Genomic DNA, 18,797 nt, shown 5'->3' with positions numbered 1-18,797 from the left:
CGGCGGCGTGCTGGCCTTACCAGCCCAACTGCTTGTTGAAGCCGAGGGCGTCGTAGTAGTCGCCCTGGTAGGCGATCTTGCCGTCCTTGATGCGGATGAAGCTGACCCCTTCGAAGCTCAATGGCTTGCCGGTGGCTGGGGTGTCCGGGCCCCAGGCGCCGCTGTTGGTGCCGCTGAACTTCCACTGGAAGGCGATGCCGTCGGCGCCGACGATCGGTGCGCTGGTCATCTTCCAGGTCAGGTCCGGCACCGCGGTGATGAACACCTTGATCACATTGTCGCGCGCCGCCGCCTTGCCGTTCTGCGGGGTGCCGACGGTGGCATCGAAGTACACCGCGTCCTCGGCCAGGAAGGTCGCGGCCTGCTCGGCGTCATGGGCGTTCCAGGCGGCCATGTAACCGTCGACGATGGCCTTGGCGTCGTCTGCGGCCTGAACCAGCCCGGCAAGGGTACCAAGGGCGATAAAAGCGATGCTGCGCAGTGCATTTTTCATTGTTATTGCTCCAGCTGGGGGGGGATTCGTAGGGTGCGCGGGGCCGCCTAGGCCGTGCGCACCAGCGAGTTCTCGCAAGCCTGTGGTGCGCGCAACGCACCCTACGGGGTTGGTTCGTGGGTAGATGCCAGCCTACGCAGGCGCCTTCAATGCTTGAACATCACGTGGCGCACGGCGGTGTAGTCCTCCAGCCCATACATCGACAGGTCCTTGCCGTAGCCGGACAGCTTGAGGCCGCCGTGGGGCATTTCGTTGACCAGCATGAAGTGGGTGTTGACCCAGGTGCAGCCGTACTGCAAGCGCGCGGCGAGGCGGTGGGCGCGGCCGACGTCGCTGGTCCACACCGAGGAGGCCAGGCCGTAGTCGGAGTCGTTGGCCCAGGCCAGCGCCTGGGCTTCGTCGTCGAACGGGGTGACCGAGACCACCGGGCCGAACACTTCGCGGCGGACGATTTCGTCGCTTTGCCGGGCGCCGGCCAGCACCGTGGGCAGGAAGAAGAAGCCGTCACCGGCGGGCGCCTTGCCGCCGGTGACCACTTCGATATGCGCCTGGGCGCTGGCCCGCTCGACGAAACCGGCCACGCGCTGGCGGTGCTCGGCGGTGATCAGCGGGCCTAGCTCGGTGCTGGCGTCGCCCTGGGTGCCGTGCTTGATCGAGCCGACGGCGGCGCCCAACTCGGCGACGAACTTCTCGTAGATCCCTTTTTGCGCATAGATGCGGCAGGCGGCGGTGCAGTCCTGGCCGGCGTTATAGAAGCCGAAGGTGCGGATGCCTTCCACCGCGGCGGCGATGTCGGCGTCGTCGAAGATCAGCACCGGCGCCTTGCCGCCCAGCTCCATGTGCAGGCGCTTCACCGAGGCGGCGCTGCTGGCGATGATGTTCGAGCCGGTAGCCACCGAGCCGGTCAGCGACACCATGCGCACCTTGGGGTGGCTCACCAGCGGGCTGCCGACGCTGGTGCCGCGGCCGAAGACGATATTGACCACCCCGGCGGGGAACAGCTCGGCGAGAAATTCGGCCAGCTTCAGCGCGGTCAGCGGGGTCTGCTCGGAGGGCTTGAGCACCACGGTATTGCCCGCGGCCAGGGCCGGGGCGAGCTTCCAGGCGGCCATCATCAGCGGGTAGTTCCAGGGCGCGATGGACGCCACCACACCGATTGGATCACGGCGGATCATCGAGGTGTGGCCCGCCAGGTACTCGCCGGCAGCGCTGCCGCTCAGGCAACGGCTGGCGCCGGCGAAGAAGCGGAACACATCGGCGATAGCCGGAATCTCGTCGTTGAGTGCGGAGGCGTAGGGTTTGCCACAGTTGTCCGACTCCAGTTTGGCCAACTCCTCGGCATGGGCTTCGATCCTGTCGGCCAGGCGCAGCAGCAACAGCGCACGGTCTTTCGGCGCGGTCTGCGACCAGCCGTCGAAGGCGGCGTCGGCGGCGCGCACGGCGGCATCGACCTGCTCGGCACTGGCCTCGTTGATATGCAGCAGCGGTGCGCCGAGGGCCGGATTGAGCACCGCCAGGCTGGCACCTTCCCCGGCGACCAGTCGGCCATTGATCAGCAGTTTGCTTTGCATAGCGAAATCCTCTGGTTAGGGTTTCTACGAATTAATGGCGGCGGACCTATTTGCCGCCGCTGCCAGCCACGCTTTCACCGCCCCTGGTCAGGTAATAGGCGCCGAGGATCGGCAGCATGGTCACCAGCATCACCAGCATCGCCACCACGTTGGTCACCGGCACGTCGCGCGGCCGACTTAACTGGTTGAGCAGCCACAGCGGCAGGGTGCGTTCGTGACCGGCGGTGAAGGTGGTGACGATGATCTCGTCGAACGACAGGGCGAACGCCAGCATGCCGCCGGCCAGCAGGGCCGAGCCGAGGTTGGGCAGGATGATGTAGCGGAAGGTCTGCCAGCCGTCGGCGCCGAGGTCCATCGAGGCTTCGATCAGGCTGTACGAGGTACGCCGGAAGCGCGCGATCACGTTGTTGTAGACGATCACCACGCAGAAAGTCGCGTGGCCGACGATGATGGTGAACATGCCCGGCTCGATGCCCAGGGTCTTGAACGCGGCGAGCAGGGCCAGGCCGGTGACGATGCCGGGCAGGGCGATCGGCAGGATCAGCATCAGCGAGATGCCTTCCTTGCCGAAGAAGTCGCGGCGGTACAGTGCGGCGGCCGCCAGGGTGCCGAGGATCAGGGCGATGGCGGTGGCCAGGCAGGCGACCTGCGCCGACAGGGTGATCGCTTCGAGCACGTCCGGGCGCGCCAGGGCCACGCTGAACCAGTTCAGGGTGAAGCCCCGCGGCGGAAAGCTGAAGCCCGCGCTCTCGGTGTTGAAGGCGTAGATGAAGATGATCAGGATCGGGAAGTGGAGGAACACCAGCCCGCCCCAGGCCGCCAGCTTCAGGCCCCAGGAGGCCCGTCCTTGCGCTGAAGAGTCAGAGTGCATCGAAGGCCCCCAGGCGTTTGACGATGGACAGGTAGATGGCGATCAGCACGATTGGCACCAGGGTGAAGGCGGCGGCCATCGGCATGTTGCCGACTGCGCCCTGCTGCACATAGACCATGCTGCCGATGAAGAAGCCGGGCGGGCCGATCAGTTGCGGCACGATGAAATCGCCCAGGGTCAGGCTGAAGGTGAAGATCGAACCGGCAGCGATGCCCGGAATCGACAGCGGCAGGATCACCTGGACGAAGGTCTGCCAGGGGCGCGCGCCAAGGTCGGCCGAGGCCTGCAACAGTGAGGGCGGCAGGCGCTCCAGAGCGGCCTGGATCGGCAGGATCATGAACGGCAGCCAGATATAGAGGAACACCAGGAAGCGCCCCAGGTGCGAGGTCGACAGGGTGCTGCCACCGACTCCGGGAATGCTCAGGATGAAGTGCAGCACTGGCGCCAGACCGAGCTGGTCGACGAACCACTGGGCCACCCCGCCCTTGGCCAGCAGCAGGGTCCAGGCGTAGGTCTTGACGATGTAGCTGGCCCACATCGGCAGCATCACCGCGATATAGAAGAACGCCTTGGTCTTGCCGGAAGTGTAGCGCGCCATGTAATAGGCGATGGGAAAGGCCAGCAGGGCGCTGGCCAGCGATACGGCGATGGCCATGCTCAGGGTGCGCAGGATGATGTCGTAGTTGGCCGGCAGGAACAGCGCCGCCAGGTTGTCCAGGGTCAGCTGCGGGGTCACCGTCATGCTGTAGTCGTCGAAGGTATAGAAACCTTGCCAGAGCAGGGTCAGCAGCGAGCCGAAATAGACCGCACCGAACCACAGCAGCGGGGGGATCAGCAGCAGCGCCAGGTACAGGTTCGGCTTGCGGTAAAGCAGGTTGGACAGGCGGTGCAGCGGGCCATTGGCTGGCCGTGGTGTGCGGGCTTTCAGCGACGCCTCCATCTCAGCGACCCTCGCCGGGGATCGCATCCTGCAGCGCAATCATGGCCGCCCGCGCCCAGCGCGCGGTGACTGGCTGGCCGGGTTGGTAAACCGGCGCGCCGGCCTGCCACTGATCGTTGGCCTGACTGATGCTGAGGTTCTGGCCGTTTTCCAGTTGGATTTCATAGCGGGTGGCGGCGCCCTGGTACTGGATGTCGTGCAGCAGGCCGCAGACTTCCACTTCGCCGCTGCCGGCCGCCTGATCGTCGGCGAAGCGGATGTGCTCGGGGCGGATCGAGAAGGGCAGGGCCTGGCCGGTGAGACGTTTGGCCAGCTCGCCACGCAGTACGTTGGAGGTGCCGACGAACTCGGCGACGAACGCGGTTGCCGGTTTCATATAGAGATTGCGCGGGCTGTCGACCTGCTCGATGCGGCCCTTGTTGAACACCGCCACCCGGTCGGACATCGACAATGCCTCGGTCTGGTCGTGGGTGACGAAGATGAAGGTGATGCCGAGCTGACGTTGCAGCTTCTTCAATTCGCCCTGCATCTGTTCACGCAGCTTGAGGTCGAGCGCGCCGAGTGGTTCATCCAGCAGCAGCACCCGCGGTCGGTTGACCAGGGCGCGGGCCAGGGCCACGCGCTGGCGCTGGCCGCCGGACAGTTGCGCCGGTTTACGGGCGCCGTAGCCGTCCAGGGCGACCAGAGCCAGGGTCTCTTCGGCACGGGCGTAACGCTCGCTCTTGCCCACGCCCTTGACCTTGAGGCCATAGGCGACGTTGTCCAGCACGTTCATATGGGGAAACAGCGCGTAGTCCTGGAACACCGTGTTGACGTCGCGCTGATAGGGCGCCAGGCCGACGGCTTCCTGGCCATGAATGCGGATGCTGCCGGCGCTGGGCTGCTCGAAGCCGGCGATCAGGCGCAGGCAGGTGGTCTTGCCCGAGCCCGAGGGGCCGAGCATGGAGAAGAACTCGCCGTCCTGGATGTCGATGGACACCTGGTCGACGGCCTTGACCTCGCCAAACACGCGCGACACACCGGTGAATTGCACTGCGAGGGTCATGTCGAGAAGCTCCAGGAGGAAGACCATCCCTCCCGCCCTGGCTGCCAGGGTTTGCCGACACGGGCGGTCAGCGTCGGGAGGAATAGGTCGCGGTAAAACAAATTGCCGGTCGTAGGATGGGTTGAGCCTGCGATACCCATGGTCACGCGGACGATGATCCGACGCGGACCTTCGGGCTCATTGATGGGTATCGCTGCGCTCAACCTGCGCGGCCCGACCCATCCTACCCAGGGCCACTACGGCGTTGTTACCTGCCGCCCATGATGGCGATGTAGTCCTGGGTCCAGCGGCTGTAGGGCACGTACTTGCCGCCCTCGGCCTGCGGGGTTTTCCAGAAGGCGATCTGCTCGAACTTGTCGAAGCCATTGGTCTTGCAGCCCTCGGCGCCGAGCAGTTCGTTGCCCTGGCAGGCCGCCGGCACCGCCGGCAGGGAGCCGAACCAGGCGGCCAGGTCGCCCTGTACCTTGGGCTCCAGCGACCAGTTCATCCACTTGTAGGCGCAGTTCGGGTGCTTGGCCTCGGCGTGCAGCATGGTGGTGTCGGCCCAGCCGGTGGCGCCCTCTACCGGCACCACCGAAGCGATCGGCTGTTTCTCCAGTTGCAGCGCGTTGACCTGATACGGCCAGGCCCCGGAGGCGACCACGCCCTCGTTCTTGAAGTCGTTCATCTGCACGGTGACGTCGTGCCAGTAGCGGTGGATCAGCGGCTGTTGGGCGCGCAGCAGCTCGAGTACCGCGGCGTACTGGGTCTCGTTGAGCAGGTAGGGATCGTCGATGCCCAGTTCCGGCTTGCTGGCCTTGAGATAGAGCGCCGCGTCGGCGATGTAGATCGGCCCGTCATAGGCCTGCACCCGGCCCTTGTTGCTCTTGCCGTCGGCCAGGGTCTGCTCCTCGAACACCACCTTCCAGCTGGTTGGCGCCTCTTTGAACACGTTGCTGTTGTACATCAGCACGTTCGGCCCCCACTGATAAGGGGTGCCGTAATGCTGGCCGGCAACGGTATGCCAGGGCGCGTCCTTGAGACGATCGTCGACGTGCTTCCAGTTGGGGATCAGGTCGATGTTGACCGGCTGCACGCGCTTGCCGGCGATCAGGCGCAGCGAGGCGTCGCCCGAGGCGGTGACCAGGTCGTAACCGCCCTTGGCCATCAGGCTGACCATTTCGTCGGAGGTGGCGGCGGTCTTGACGTTGACCTTGCAGCCGGTCTGCTGCTCGAAGCCGGTGACCCAGTCGTAGCCCTTGTCGGTCTCGCCGCGCTCGATATAGCCGGGCCAGGCGACGATATCCAGGCGCCCTTCGCCGTCACCGAGCGCCGTCAGCGTTTCGGCGGCCTGCAGGCTGGCGCTGGCCAGCAGTGCGCTGGCCAGCGCACTCAACAAAGCGGTTTTTTGCACGAACATTGGGTTTCCCTCTTGTCTATTGTCGGGCTCGGGGCAGTTGCACGTCGCGTTGCACAGCCGGTCAGGGCTACTCGTCGGTATTGCTCACTCAATCCAGCGGCTGGCGATCCAGCGGCTGGCGATCCAGTTGCTGGCCATGGCGGGCCATGATGTGGCGCACCACGCTGTAGTCCTGCAGCGAGTCGCTGGACAGATCCTTGCCGTAGCCGGAGCGCTTGAGGCCACCATGGGGCATCTCGCTGACCAGCATGAAGTGGCTGTTGATCCAGGTGCAGCCGTACTGCAAACGGGCGGCGACCTGCATGGCCTTGTCCAGGTTGCCGGTCCACACCGAGGAGGCTAGGCCGTATTCGGAGTCGTTGGCCCAGTCCACCGCCTGCGTCAGCTCGTCGAAGCGGGTCACGGTGACCACCGGGCCGAACACCTCGCGCTGGACGATCTCGTCGCCCTGGCGGCAGCCGGCGAGCAGGGTCGGCTGGTAGTAGAAACCGGCGCCGGAATGCACCGCGGCGCCGGTGACCCGCTCGATATGCGGCTGGCCGAGGGCGCGTTCGACGAAGCTGGCCACCCGGTCGCGCTGGCGGGCGCTGATCAGCGGGCCGATCTCGTTGTCCGCGTCGGTCTTGCGGGCAAAGCGCAGGCTGTTCACGGCATCACCCAACTCCGCGACTAAACGGTCATGGATACCTGTTTGAGCATAGATGCGGCAGGCGGCCGTGCAATCCTGGCCGGCGTTGTAATAGCCATAGCTGCGCACGCCCTCGACCACCGCTTGCAGGTCGGCATCGTTGCAGACGATTACCGGTGCCTTGCCGCCGAGTTCCAGGTGGGTGCGCTTGAGGGTCTTGGCCGCGGCCTGGAGGATTTTCTGCCCGGTGACGATGTCGCCGGTCAGCGACACCATGCGCACCCTGGGATGGCCGACCAGGTGACTGCCGACGCTTTCGCCGCCGCCACAGAGGATGTTCAGCACGCCGCGTGGCAGCAGTTCGGCGAGCACCGGGGCGAGGGCCAGGATCGACAGCGGGGTGTGTTCGGAGGGTTTGAATACCAGGCAGTTGCCAGCGGCCAGGGCCGGGGCGATTTTCCAGGCCGCCATCATCAGCGGGTAGTTCCAGGGCGCTATCGAAGCCACTACTCCAATGGGATCGCGGCGCACCATGCTGGTATAGCCCGGCAGGTATTCGCCGGACAGCTGGCCGGTCTGGCAGCGCACCGCGCCGGCGAAGAAGCGAAACACGTCCACCGTGGCGCTGAGGTCGTCCTGCCGGGCCAGGTGCAGCGGCTTGCCGCAGTTTAGGGCTTCCAGGCCGGCGAGCAGGTCGGCGCGCTGTTCGATGGCGTCGGCGATGCCGAGCAGGAGCAGCGAGCGCTGTTGCGGAGTGGTCCGCGACCAACTGGGGAACGCCCGGTGCGCGGCCAGGATGGCGGCTTCGACCTGTTCGCTCGAGGCTTCGGCAATCTGGGTCAGGACTTCGCCGTTGGCCGGATTGAGGATCGGCTCGTCCGCGCCCGCACCGGCCAGCAGTTGCCCGTCGATCAACAGTTCGCTGCAAAAGGGCGTGGAGGTCGTTGCGCCAGCCATTCGGTGTGCTCTCTGTTCTTATTGGGGCAGCGGGCCGCTATAGGACTCAGGCCCGATGCGCTCTTCTCGTTGTGCGAAGAAGAGACTAGATCCCGGGCGTGAGGCTCACAAATTCTTAATACTGAACGCTGCGTTCGATTAAATAGATGGCTTGCGTCCGGCGGGTTGCTCGCGGGCGACGCTGAGGAAGGGGTCGACCAGCGCCGGTCGTGCGCTGCCGCGGCGCCAGGCCAGGCCGACGTCGAGGGTCTGGGTCAGGTCGACCACGGCGCGGGCTTCGATGATGTCGCCCTCCAGTGACCAGGGGCGGTAGCTCATGTCCGGCTGAATGGACAGGCCCAGGCCGGCGGCGACCAGGCTGCGCACCGCCTCGGTGGAACCGGTGCGCAGGGTGATGTGCGGCTGCAGGCCGGCGCCGGACCAGATGCGCTGGGCATTCAGGTCCATCTCGTCGACGTTCAGCTGGATCAGCGGTTCGCTGACGATCTCCGCCAGGCTGATGCTGTCGTGCTCCAGCAGCGGGTGTTGCGGCGGCAGCCAGAGGCGCAGCGGCGAGTGGGTCAGTACCTCGGTCTGCAAGGCGTGGCGGTCTTCCAGGTTGGACAGGATTAGTACGCCGACGTCGATTTCGCCGCTGACCAGCAGGTGCTCGATATACGGGCGTTCGTCTTCCATCACGCGAATGTCGACGTTGGGGTAGGCGCGCTGGAAGCGGGTGATCAGGTCGGCCAGGTAGTAGCCGGCGACCAGGCTGGTGACGCCGATGGTCAGGCTGCCGGCAACCTGGTCGGTGCTCTGTTGCAGGCTGCGCTTGGCGTTGTCCACCGTGGCCAGAATCAGGTGCGCCTGGCGCAGGAACTGGTGACCCTGGTGGGTCAGTGACATGCCCTTGGCGTGGCGGTTGAACAGGCTGACGCCGATCTCGTCCTCCAGTTGCTGGATGGCCAGGGTCAGGGTCGATTGGGAGATGTGTACGACCTGGGCAGCGGCGGAGATTGAGCCGGTCTCGGCGACGGCAATGAAGTGGCGGATCTGGCGCAGGGTCATCATCGTGGGCTACCAACCGGGTGCTGGGCAGGTTTGCGGTACGGTTTGTCGAAAATACATCATGGCGTTCGTTTTTGTAGAAGGCTAAATGTTTTCCTTCATGCACGCGCGGCGGGCGGCTCGCAAGGTTGGGTTGCGGCAACATCTCGACGCAATCCGCCCGCCAGGGTAGGAATTTTCCATTTAATCTGGCGGTCTTATTTGCAACTTTGTTACCCAGGAGACCTGTCGATGAATACCCGTGGTCTACTCGATCAGCTACTCAAGTCCGGTCAGGATCTGCTGCAGAACAAGGCTGGGCAAAACCCCGGCAAGGGGGCCGCTGCCGGTGGTCTGGGGGGGTTGTCCGGCGGTCTGGGCAGCCTGCTCTCCGGCGCGGGTGGCGGCGCTTTGGCTGGTGGCGCCATGGCTTTGCTGCTGGGCAACAAGAGTGCACGCAAGTTGGGCGGTAAGGCGCTGACCTATGGCGGCCTGGCTGCGCTCGGGGTAATCGCCTACAAGGCCTATGGCAACTGGCAGGCGCAGCAGGCGCAAGCGCCGCAAGGCGAGCCGCAAACCCTCGATCGCTTGCCGGCGCCGCAGGTCGAGGTACATAGCCAGGGCATTCTCAAGGCGCTGGTGGCCGCGGCCAAGGCCGATGGGCATGTCGATGCGCGTGAGCGCCAGCTGATCGAAGGCGAGCTGGTCAAGTTGACCCATGACGCCGAACTGCAGCGCTGGCTCGAGGCCGAGCTGAACAAGCCGCTGGACCCGGCCGAAGTGGCGCGCGCGGCGACCAGTCCGGAAATGGCCGCCGAGATGTATATCGCCAGCGTGCTGATGGTCGATGAGGAACACTTCATGGAGCGCGCCTACCTGGAGGAGCTGGCCCGTCAGCTCAAGCTCGACCCGGCGCTGAAAAGCCAGCTGGAAGCCCAGGTACGGGTAGAGCTGAACGCCGGCTGAAATTCGATCCTGTAGCTCGGCTGCAATCCGGGCGGGTGGTTCAAGCTTTCTCCGGCTACGGACTGTGCGTAGGTGCTGATGATCGCCGGGAGAACCGCGCAGTTGCTGTTCGGCCCGCCGCTTCGGCCGGGCCAGGCGGTTGCGCCGGCGCCGGGCGAGGGCGTTGCCGGCTGAGCGCCCGTTGGTCTACCGCCTGGCCAATCATGGGCGCTTGCGGGCTGCCAGAGCCACTGCGACTACGGTATACTCGCCGGCTTTTCCGAAAGTTTCACCTGCGAGTGCCGCCAGCCATGGAAATCAACCCGATCCTGAACAGCATCAAGGACCTGTCCGAGCGCACCCAGACTATTCGGGGGTATCTTTGACTACGATCACAAACATGATCGGCTGGTCGAAGTAAACCGCGAACTGGAAGACCCGAACGTCTGGAACAACCCCGAATACGCCCAGAATCTGGGGCGTGAGCGTGCCGCTCTGGCGTTGATCGTCGAGACCATCGACGACCTCGACGGCAGCCTGGTCGACTCCCGCGACCTGCTGCTGATGGCCGCCGAAGAGGAAGACCAGGGCGCCGTCGACGATGTCGCGGCCGAGGTCGAGCGCCTGCGCGATATCCTCGAGAAGATGGAATTTCGCCGCATGTTCAGCGGCGAGATGGACGCCAACAACGCCTACCTGGACATCCAGGCCGGCTCCGGCGGCACCGAAGCCCAGGACTGGGCCAACATGCTGCTGCGCATGTACCTGCGCTGGGCCGACAAGCGCGGCTTCGATGCCACCATCATGGAACTGTCCGCCGGTGAAGTCGCCGGGATCAAGGGCGCCACCCTGCATATCAAGGGCGAGTACGCCTTCGGCTGGCTGCGCACCGAGATCGGCGTGCACCGCCTGGTGCGCAAGAGCCCGTTCGACTCCGGCAACCGCCGCCACACCTCGTTCACCGCGGTGTTCGTCTCGCCGGAAATCGACGACAACATCGAAATCGAGATCAATCCGGCCGACCTGCGCATCGACACCTATCGTTCCTCGGGCGCCGGCGGTCAGCACGTCAACACCACCGACTCGGCGGTACGGATTACCCACGTGCCGAGCAACACCGTGGTCAGTTGCCAGAACGAGCGCTCCCAGCACGCCAACAAGGACACCGCGATGAAGATGTTGCGCGCGCGCCTGTACGAGCAGGAAGTGCAGAAACGCAACGCCGCCTCGCAAGCGCTGGAAGACACCAAGTCGGATATCGGCTGGGGGCATCAGATCCGCTCCTATGTACTCGATGCCTCGCGGATCAAGGATCTGCGCACCAATATCGAGCGCAGCGACTGCGACAAGGTGCTCGACGGCGATATCGACGAGTACCTGGTGGCCAGTTTGAAGCAGGGGCTGTAACACCTAATCATGTAGGAGCCAGGGGGACGCCTAGTCCTTGCTGGCGATGCTTGTCGAATGGCCTGATCGCCAGCAAGCTGGCTCCTACCCAGATCGCACTACACGCCAGGCAGATAGAAAAGACCATGAGCGACCAACAACTCGACCACCACGAACTGCTGCAGGAAGAAAACAAGCTGATTGCCCAGCGCAAGGAAAAGCTTGCCGCCGCGCGCGAGCTGGGCAATGCCTTCCCCAACGATTTCCGTCGCGACAGCTACTGCGCGGATCTGCAGAAACAGTACGTCGATGCGAGCAAGGAAGAGCTGGCCGCAGCCGCTATCCCGGTCAAGGTGGCCGGTCGCATCATGCTCAATCGCGGCTCCTTCATGGTCATCCAGGACATGAGCGGGCGCATCCAGGTCTACGTCAACCGCAAGACCCTGCCGGCCGAACTGCTGGAGGCGATCAAGCACTGGGATCTGGGCGACATCATCGCCGCCGAGGGCACCCTGGCCCGTTCCGGCAAGGGCGACCTCTACGTCGAAATGACCGACGTGCGTCTGCTGACCAAGTCGCTGCGCCCGCTGCCGGACAAGCACCACGGCCTGACCGACACCGAGCAGCGCTACCGCCAGCGCTACGTCGACCTGATGGTCAACGAGGAAGTGCGCGAGACCTTCCGCGTGCGCTCCCAGGTGATCGCCCATATCCGCAGCTTCCTCATGCAGCGCGACTTCCTCGAAGTGGAAACGCCGATGCTGCAGAGCATCCCCGGCGGTGCCGCGGCCAAGCCATTCGAGACCCACCACAACGCCCTGGACATGCAGATGTTCCTGCGCATCGCGCCCGAGCTGTACCTCAAGCGCCTGGTGGTCGGCGGCTTCGAGCGGGTGTTCGAGATCAACCGCAACTTCCGCAACGAAGGCGTTTCGACCCGGCACAACCCCGAGTTCACCATGCTCGAGTTCTACCAGGCCTACGCCGACTACGAAGACATGATGGACCTCACCGAGGAGCTGTTCCGTGAGCTGGCGCAGCTGGTACTCGGTAGTACCGACGTGCCTTACGGCGACAAGCTGTTCCACTTCGGCGAGCCGTTCGTGCGTCTGTCGGTGTTCGAGTCGATCCTCAGGTACAACCCGCAAATCACCGCGGCCGATCTGCACGACATCGACAAGGCCCGCGAGATCGCCAAGCAGGCTGGCGCCAAGGTGCTGGGCTTCGAGGGTCTGGGCAAGCTGCAGGTGATGATTTTCGAGGAACTGGTCGAGCACAAGCTGGAGCAGCCGCACTTCATCACCCAGTACCCCTTCGAAGTCTCGCCGCTGGCCCGGCGTAACGACCAGGACCCGAGCGTCACCGACCGCTTCGAGCTGTTTATCGGCGGCCGCGAGATCGCCAACGCCTATTCCGAGTTGAACGACGCCGAAGACCAGGCCGAACGCTTTCACGCCCAGGTGGCCGACAAGGACGCTGGCGACGACGAAGCCATGCATTTCGACGCCGACTTCGTCCGCGCCCTGGAATACGGCATGCCGCCGACCGCCGGCGAAGGCATCGGCATCGACCGCCTGGTGATGCTGCTCACCAACTCACCATCGATCCGCGACGTGATTCTCTTCCCGCACATGCGCCCACAGGCGTGACATCAAGCCGCCTTCGGGCGGTTTTTTGTTGTCTGGCGCTGGATTTAATCTGCGCAATACTGCCTAACAGGATAGGCCGCTGCTTTTTAGTGCGAGCGGGGACTGTCCAGCCTCCGAGCACTACCCCTGTCCGGGAGAGCCACTGGATTCGTGGCAGCCGGGGCAGGATGCCCGGCTGTTGACGGCGATTAGCGGCTGGATGGAGTATCGGGCCTGCTCGACAGGCGCGAAGTTGGGTAATGAGGACTTGTTGGTTATTCTTAAACGACATAAGCATGTAGTGTTGGCGTTCTGAGAGGCTGTGAAAAAATCGAGCGCCGTAGCGGTCGCAGTGGGCGAGAGTTTTTTCACCGCCTCTGGGTCCTGTACCCCCGGCGGGGCGTTTCGATGGGTATCTGCAGGTGTGGTCGAACCGTTTTCACAAGGAGAGCGAAATGAAAACCTGGCGTGTAGTGGTCGCCTTGTCCTTCCTGCTGTTGAGTGGCTGTCTGGTGACCTTCAACGACCCGATTCCGGCCAACGAGGCGGCCCCCATCCCGTTGCTCGGCGAATGGTCGCGCAAGAACGAGTGGGGCGAGCGGCTCTATCTGGACATCACCCGTGCCGGCTCCAACCTCTACGAGGCGAGAACCTACGAGGGCAGCCCGGACAACCTCGATAGCCTGGAAACCTACGGCTTTACCGTGGCCCATCACGGCCGCCGCTGGTACTTGTCGGCAGGCTTGCCGCAACGCCTGGGCGGCAACTTCGCCATCGCCGGTTTCGAGCTGACCGCCGACAATGAACTGGTGATCTACACCCTGGATGTCGAGCGCGTCCTGCAGGAACTCGAGGCGGGCAGGTTGCAGGGCAAATCTGTCGATACCCAGGAGGGCGAGGGCGTGTTGATTACCAGCCCGCTTGATAGGGTATTCGCCTACCTCGATGACCAGGCCAATTCGGATGTATTCATCGAGGTCGCGCGCTATCAGCGCGTCGGTTCCTAGGCAGCCGATACCACAGACAAAGAGGGAACTATGACCAGTCACAGCGGGTTGGACGACTATCAACTGATCGTACGGGCGTTATCCGAGCGGATCGTCGAGGCGCAGACGCCGATTCGCATTCTGGACGCGGTGAAGTGGGACGAGAGCATTCGCGAGGGCTTTCTCAAGGCCAAGGGCAAGGCGCTGCCGGCTGTCGATCAGGCTTACTACCTGAGCCGGCCGCTGGGCTTCGACTCCAGCGCGAAGAAGCTCGAGTTCCAGAACATCGAGCGCGATATCACCCGCCAGCTTGGTCAGTTCAACCCGGTCGGGCAGATCATGCGGCGCATGTGCCGCGAATACCGCATGGTCATCCGCATGCTCGAAGCGCGCGGTACCGAGGATTTCGGCCTGATCTCCCAGGAACTCTACGGCGCCGCTTCCGATGCCTTCCATGCCGGCGACCCGACCCTGGCCGACCTGGGCCTGATGCTGTCCGACTACCTGAACAACATCGCCGACCGCGGCGACCTCAAGGACGAAGCGAAAACCCTCGACGCCAAGACCGCGGTCAACCTGCTGCAGAGTCGCCTGAACAAGGTCTTCGGCGAAGCGGAGGGTACCATCCGGGTGTTCGAGTCCGACGGCATTCTCGCCGATGCGGCGGCGGGCGCCGACTACATCAAGATTCGCAGCGACGCCCTGTTCAACGAGCGCGACGTGCGGGCCCTGGAAGTGCATGAGGGCCTGGTGCATGTCGGCACCACCCTGAACGGCTTGAGCCAGCCGATCTGCACCTTCCTGTCCAAGGGCCCGCCATCCTCCACCGTGACCCAGGAAGGTTTGGCGATTCTGATGGAGGTGATCACCTTCGCCTCTTACCCGACCCGCCTGCGCAAGCTCACCAACCGCACCCGCGCCATTCACATGGCCGAGGAGGGGGCGGATTTTCTCCAGGTGTTCGGCTTCTTCCGCGAGCAGGGTTATGGCCTTGAAGAGGGTTACAGCAATGCCAGCCGGGTGTTCCGCGGCTCGGTGCCGCAAGGTCTGCCGTTCACCAAGGATCTGTCCTACCTCAAGGGCTTCATCATGATCTACAACTACATCCAGCTGGCCGTGCGCAAGGGCAAACTGGAACAGATCCCCTTGCTGTTCTGCGGCAAGACCACCCTGGAAGACATGCGCACCCTGCGCAAACTGGTCGACGAAGGCCTGGTGCAGCCGCCCAAGTACCTGCCGCAGCAGTTCCAGGACCTCAATGCCCTGTCGGCCTGGATGTGCTTCTCCAACTTCCTCAATCACCTGAGCCTGGACCGGATCGAAGCCGACTACTCCAACATCCTGTAAAGCTGCAAGTCGTAGGGTGCGCCGTGCGCACCAAGGCTGGTACGCATGGCGCAGCCTGCGCAAGATCTGCGGCACCGTAGGGTGGATGACGCTTTACCCATCCACCAACGACGAGGTGGATGAACAAGGCGTCAGCTACGTGCCCCGATCCCCCTACACAGCTCTCGTAGCCCGGATGGAATCCGGGAAAGCATCCACTCGAATTGCCAGGAGCCCTAGATGCCCAGCCACCAACTCGACTACGAAATCCTCGGTGCCTCGGCGCAGAGCGTGGAAATCATCCTCGACCCCGGCGAGACGGTGATCGCCGAGGCCGGGGTGATGAACTACATGACCGAGGGTGTGCGTTTCGAGGCGCGCATGGGCGATGGCGCGGCCAGCGGCGTGCTGGGCAAGCTGTGGAGTGCCGGCAAGCGCATGCTTACCGGCGAGTCGCTGTTCATGACGCACTTCTCCAACGCCGGCAAAAGCCAGGCGCGGGTCGCCTTCGCCGCGCCCTATCCGGGCACGGTGGTGCCGATCCAACTGGCCGAGCATGGTGGCAGCCTGATCTGCCAGAAGGACGCCTTTCTCTGCGCCGCCTACGGCACGGCCGTCGGCATCAGCTTCAACAAGCGCCTGGGCGCCGGTTTCTTCGGCGGCGAGGGCTTCATCCTGCAGAAGCTCGAAGGCGACGGCCTGGCATTCGTGCATGCCGGCGGCACGGTGATCCGCAAGGAGCTGAACGACCAGACCCTGCGCCTCGACACCGGTTGCCTGGTGGCCTTCACCAGCGGTATCGATTACGACATCGCCCTGGCCGGTGGGCTGAAAAGCATGCTGTTCGGCGGCGAAGGCATCGTCCTCGCAACCCTCAAGGGTACCGGCACGGTCTGGGTGCAGAGCCTGCCGTTCTCGCGCCTGGCCGAACGCGTCTACGCGGCGACCTTCAAGGCGCGCGAGGAAGTACGCGCCGGCGGCAAGTGATCGACGCTGGGCAAGCGCCCGCGTTTGTAGCAAGCTGCGCCGCCTGTCGCTACTGTCGGTGCCACTGCGTGGTTTGCCTGCCGGCCATCTGCTGCGCCAGGCGATTATGTGTGCTGAACCGTCCAACCTCGAGAGCCTGCAATGAGTGAATTGAACCCCATCCCCCTGATCCTTACCGGCATTGCCAGCATCTGCGCCACCGTGGCGGCCCTCGGCTACTACGGCTACCTGCATATCGCCCAGCCGGAGGACGCCTTGCTGCTCGCCGACTACACCATGCTCAAGACCGTTCCCGGCGAGGACTACAAGGTCTCGCTAAAACCGGCCAACCAGGTGGCGCAGTGCGTAGACGGCGTCCTGGTGCTGTTCGACCTGGAGCAGAAAGGCCTCAGCGGCGTGCTGGTCGACCAGCGCAAGCGTGCCGTGCGCTGTGTGGCCGAAGATGCGCCGACCGTGGAGTGATTGTGCGCCGGCATAGCGAGTCGAAGTTGGCCACGGCTCACCTGCGCTGCTTCAGGCTGGCGTATCCGGGTGAGCCTGCCGTCGAGGGTCGTTACGAAAAGCAGCCAGTGACGGTACTTGAGCTACTGGCGGCAGTTCTGACAGGTCAACGATGTTGCGATTCCAAAGCCTGCTGTGGTGTGCGCACAGGTTGCGCAGGTAGTTCAGGCTAAGCAGCCAGCTGGCAAAGATACGGCCATTGCTGATGTTGTGCTGCGTTGAAGTGACGTCCTGATCAGCTTCGCTCATACCATCGAATAGCGTCGATAGAGTGCCGAAATCCCACACCTCGCACGCCACCCAAATGCCCTCCAGCTTGCTGGAGAAGCTCTCGTGAAATAGCTCCGGTTGTAGGTAAGCGAACTTATGCTGCTTGCCCAGGCCATGGGAGATGTCGACACGCTGGGCGATTTCGATACGTTTCAGTGCATCCAGGACGAGCAGCGGCAGTTTCTTGTCGAACACATACCGATCGACAGCGCTCTGAAAGGCCGTACCTGGGCTATTCTCGACAGCAATTCGTCTGGTAATGTGCTGGCACATTGCCCTTGGTCGCTGGGCGAGTATTTCCTAAATACAACATCATCGCCAGCACGGGCAGGTAGGGAGTTCTGCATGACATCCAACACGGTCGTTAAACAGTCATTGCAACTGGTGGAGCGCCTCACTGATGGCTCCATTCGTCACATTCTTCTTACTGATACATCGTCTGTGCCGGCTCGGCCGGGTGCGCAGTACGCGTTGATAGATACCTCGACTGGCAAGTCGCCAGAAGGCTTGCAAGTCAAGCGCAAGGGCAGTTCGCTGATCGTAGAGCGGGAAGGCTCTGAGGCGCTGGTGGAAATCACCGATTTCTATGATGAGCCTGAAACAGCGTTTATACCGCAGGCTGAGCTGGAGGGGTCTACTCTGCTTGGCGTTTCCGTTACCAGTGAAACTCCCGTAATCGAAACAGCCGCCAATGGTGATGAAATCATCTGGCGTGGCAGCACCGATGGCGAGCTTTTTACTCCCATGAACGTCGGGCTTGGCGGCCTTGGTTTGGGTGGACTTGGTTTGGCTGCTGGTGGTGGCGGAGGCGGCGGTGGGGGTGCCGCTGCAAGCGTGCTAAATACGGTTGCCGGCACTATCGTTGGCGGCCCGGTTGTTGCGGGTAATGATCTACGTGTAGAGGTTTATCAGGCTGACGGCGTGACCAAGCTGGGCGAGGCCCAGATCAATCCCGATGGTAGCTTCTCCATTGCGGTTGGCAGCTACATCGGTGTGGTTATTGCGCGTGTTGTGAATAGTGGTCCAAGCGCTGACTATCTGGATGAAGCCACTCAGGCTGGTAAAGACCTCAATGCCGAACTTTTTGCTATGGAGGTGGTGTCACAGCCTAACTCCACGGTAACCGTCAATCTTAACGTCATCAGTACCCTGGCTTATCACAAGGTGCAGGATGCTGCTGCCGGTGGTGTGCCCACTGCGACGATGGTTGAGAGCCTCAACCAAGCCATAGCCGATCTGTTTGGCTTGCCCAGCTTGCACGACACCGCAGTTGTGCCTACCAATGGCGGCAGTTTTGACAGCAATGATGGACTGACCTCGGGTGAGGTTTACGGCGCCGTGCTTGCGGCCTTGTCAGGTGCAGATGCCCAGAATGGCGGCGATAGCCAGCAAACCATAAATGACCTGCTGGCTGGTTTGGATGTCAGCAGCGGCACCGCAACTCTGACGGAAAGTGCGCAAGGCTTTGTGGTGCAAGGCGGGGAGTACACATCCACACAAACAGGCCAGGACTTAACCGGTGCCGTAGCAGTCGTGGTTGATACCTATGCACCTGATTTCAGCTCGGGCGTCACAGCCAGCGCCATCGACGAAAACAGTGGTAGCGGGCAGCCCGTTTACACGGCTGCTGCGAGCGATGTGGGCAGCGTCACCTATAGCCTCAAGGCGATGGGTGATCATGCGCTGCTGAGCATCGATGCGGTCACCGGCGCAGTGACCCTGAGCGGTGATCCCGACCACGAGTTAAAAAGCAACTACAACTTCACCGTGGTGGCCACCGACGCCGCCGGCAACGCCAGCGAGCAGGCGGTCACCCTCGGCATCAACGACCTGGACGA

Annotated in this window: 17 protein-coding genes; 8 read left to right on the top strand and 9 right to left on the bottom strand. The window is 63.5% G+C overall.

Annotation, left to right across the window (positions count from 1 at the left end):
• Positions 1-16 precede the first annotated feature (16 nt).
• The 8 genes from BM315_RS21105 to BM315_RS21070 form a co-directional block, all read right to left on the bottom strand.
• Complete coding sequence (locus tag BM315_RS21105) at positions 17-493, bottom strand: ester cyclase (RefSeq protein ID WP_090505264.1); 477 nt, start codon at positions 491-493, stop codon at positions 17-19.
• Between the two features lie 146 nt (positions 494-639).
• Positions 640-2,064, bottom strand: coding sequence for a gamma-aminobutyraldehyde dehydrogenase (locus tag BM315_RS21100; RefSeq protein ID WP_090505262.1), 1,425 nt, complete (start codon positions 2,062-2,064; stop codon positions 640-642).
• A gap of 46 nt (positions 2,065-2,110) precedes the next feature.
• The gene (locus BM315_RS21095; RefSeq protein ID WP_090505260.1) at positions 2,111-2,935 is read right to left on the bottom strand and encodes an ABC transporter permease; all 825 of its coding nucleotides are present in this window, start codon (positions 2,933-2,935) and stop codon (positions 2,111-2,113) included.
• Complete coding sequence (locus tag BM315_RS21090) at positions 2,925-3,875, bottom strand: ABC transporter permease (protein ID WP_090505257.1); 951 nt, start codon at positions 3,873-3,875, stop codon at positions 2,925-2,927. The genes BM315_RS21095 and BM315_RS21090 overlap by 11 nt, the downstream gene beginning before the upstream one ends.
• Position 3,876: 1 nt before the next feature.
• Positions 3,877-4,920, bottom strand: coding sequence for an ABC transporter ATP-binding protein (locus BM315_RS21085; RefSeq protein WP_090505255.1), 1,044 nt, complete (start codon positions 4,918-4,920; stop codon positions 3,877-3,879).
• Between the two features lie 247 nt (positions 4,921-5,167).
• Positions 5,168-6,319 (bottom strand): putative ABC transporter substrate-binding protein YdcS, encoded by a 1,152-nt coding sequence (gene ydcS, locus BM315_RS21080; RefSeq protein WP_090505253.1) that lies wholly within the window; start codon positions 6,317-6,319, stop codon positions 5,168-5,170.
• Positions 6,320-6,407: 88 nt separating this feature from the next.
• Complete coding sequence (locus BM315_RS21075) at positions 6,408-7,904, bottom strand: gamma-aminobutyraldehyde dehydrogenase (protein WP_090505250.1); 1,497 nt, start codon at positions 7,902-7,904, stop codon at positions 6,408-6,410.
• A gap of 138 nt (positions 7,905-8,042) precedes the next feature.
• On the bottom strand, positions 8,043-8,954 hold the full coding sequence (locus BM315_RS21070; RefSeq protein WP_090505248.1) for a LysR family transcriptional regulator: 912 nt from the start codon (positions 8,952-8,954) through the stop codon (positions 8,043-8,045).
• Positions 8,955-9,182: 228 nt separating this feature from the next.
• Between BM315_RS21070 and BM315_RS21065 the strand changes: the two genes are divergently transcribed.
• From BM315_RS21065 to BM315_RS21035, 7 genes are all read left to right on the top strand, one after another.
• Positions 9,183-9,896, top strand: coding sequence for a tellurite resistance TerB family protein (locus tag BM315_RS21065; RefSeq protein WP_090505246.1), 714 nt, complete (start codon positions 9,183-9,185; stop codon positions 9,894-9,896).
• 290 nt (positions 9,897-10,186) lie between these two features.
• Positions 10,187-11,282 (top strand): peptide chain release factor 2 gene (gene prfB / locus BM315_RS21060; RefSeq protein ID WP_141123992.1). Its coding sequence is split into 2 segments (ribosomal slippage): positions 10,187-10,258 and positions 10,260-11,282, totalling 1,095 coding nucleotides; the frame shifts between segments, so codons are not numbered across the junction.
• Positions 11,283-11,407: 125 nt separating this feature from the next.
• Positions 11,408-12,910 carry a lysine--tRNA ligase gene (gene lysS / locus BM315_RS21055; protein ID WP_090505292.1) on the top strand — a complete coding sequence of 501 codons (1,503 nt, stop codon included), beginning with the start codon at positions 11,408-11,410 and terminating at the stop codon, positions 12,908-12,910.
• A 434-nt stretch (positions 12,911-13,344) separates the two neighbouring features.
• Entirely contained in the window at positions 13,345-13,896 is a 552-nt protein-coding gene (locus BM315_RS21050; protein WP_090505244.1) for a hypothetical protein, read from the top strand.
• Between the two features lie 30 nt (positions 13,897-13,926).
• The gene (locus tag BM315_RS21045) at positions 13,927-15,222 is read left to right on the top strand and encodes a flavohemoglobin expression-modulating QEGLA motif protein (protein ID WP_170862277.1); all 1,296 of its coding nucleotides are present in this window, start codon (positions 13,927-13,929) and stop codon (positions 15,220-15,222) included.
• Between the two features lie 219 nt (positions 15,223-15,441).
• Positions 15,442-16,188 carry a TIGR00266 family protein gene (locus tag BM315_RS21040; protein WP_090505242.1) on the top strand — a complete coding sequence of 249 codons (747 nt, stop codon included), beginning with the start codon at positions 15,442-15,444 and terminating at the stop codon, positions 16,186-16,188.
• A 141-nt stretch (positions 16,189-16,329) separates the two neighbouring features.
• Complete coding sequence (locus BM315_RS21035) at positions 16,330-16,650, top strand: PA3694 family proteiin (protein WP_090505240.1); 321 nt, start codon at positions 16,330-16,332, stop codon at positions 16,648-16,650.
• Positions 16,651-16,701: 51 nt separating this feature from the next.
• Here BM315_RS21035 and BM315_RS21030 read toward each other — a convergent pair whose 3' ends face one another.
• Entirely contained in the window at positions 16,702-17,232 is a 531-nt protein-coding gene (locus BM315_RS21030) for an Abi family protein (protein WP_090505237.1), read from the bottom strand.
• A gap of 72 nt (positions 17,233-17,304) precedes the next feature.
• On the opposite strand from BM315_RS21030, the gene BM315_RS21025 reads away from it, so the two are divergent.
• A partial coding sequence (locus BM315_RS21025; RefSeq protein WP_141123991.1) for a cadherin repeat domain-containing protein occupies positions 17,305-18,797 on the top strand: 1,493 nt, incomplete at its 3' end.

Source organism: Pseudomonas borbori (assembly GCF_900115555.1).
GTDB classification, from domain to species: Bacteria; Pseudomonadota; Gammaproteobacteria; order Pseudomonadales; family Pseudomonadaceae; genus Aquipseudomonas; species Aquipseudomonas borbori.
The sequence above is the reverse complement of the archived record's forward strand: the minus strand, read 5'-3'. Positions and strand labels throughout refer to the sequence as shown.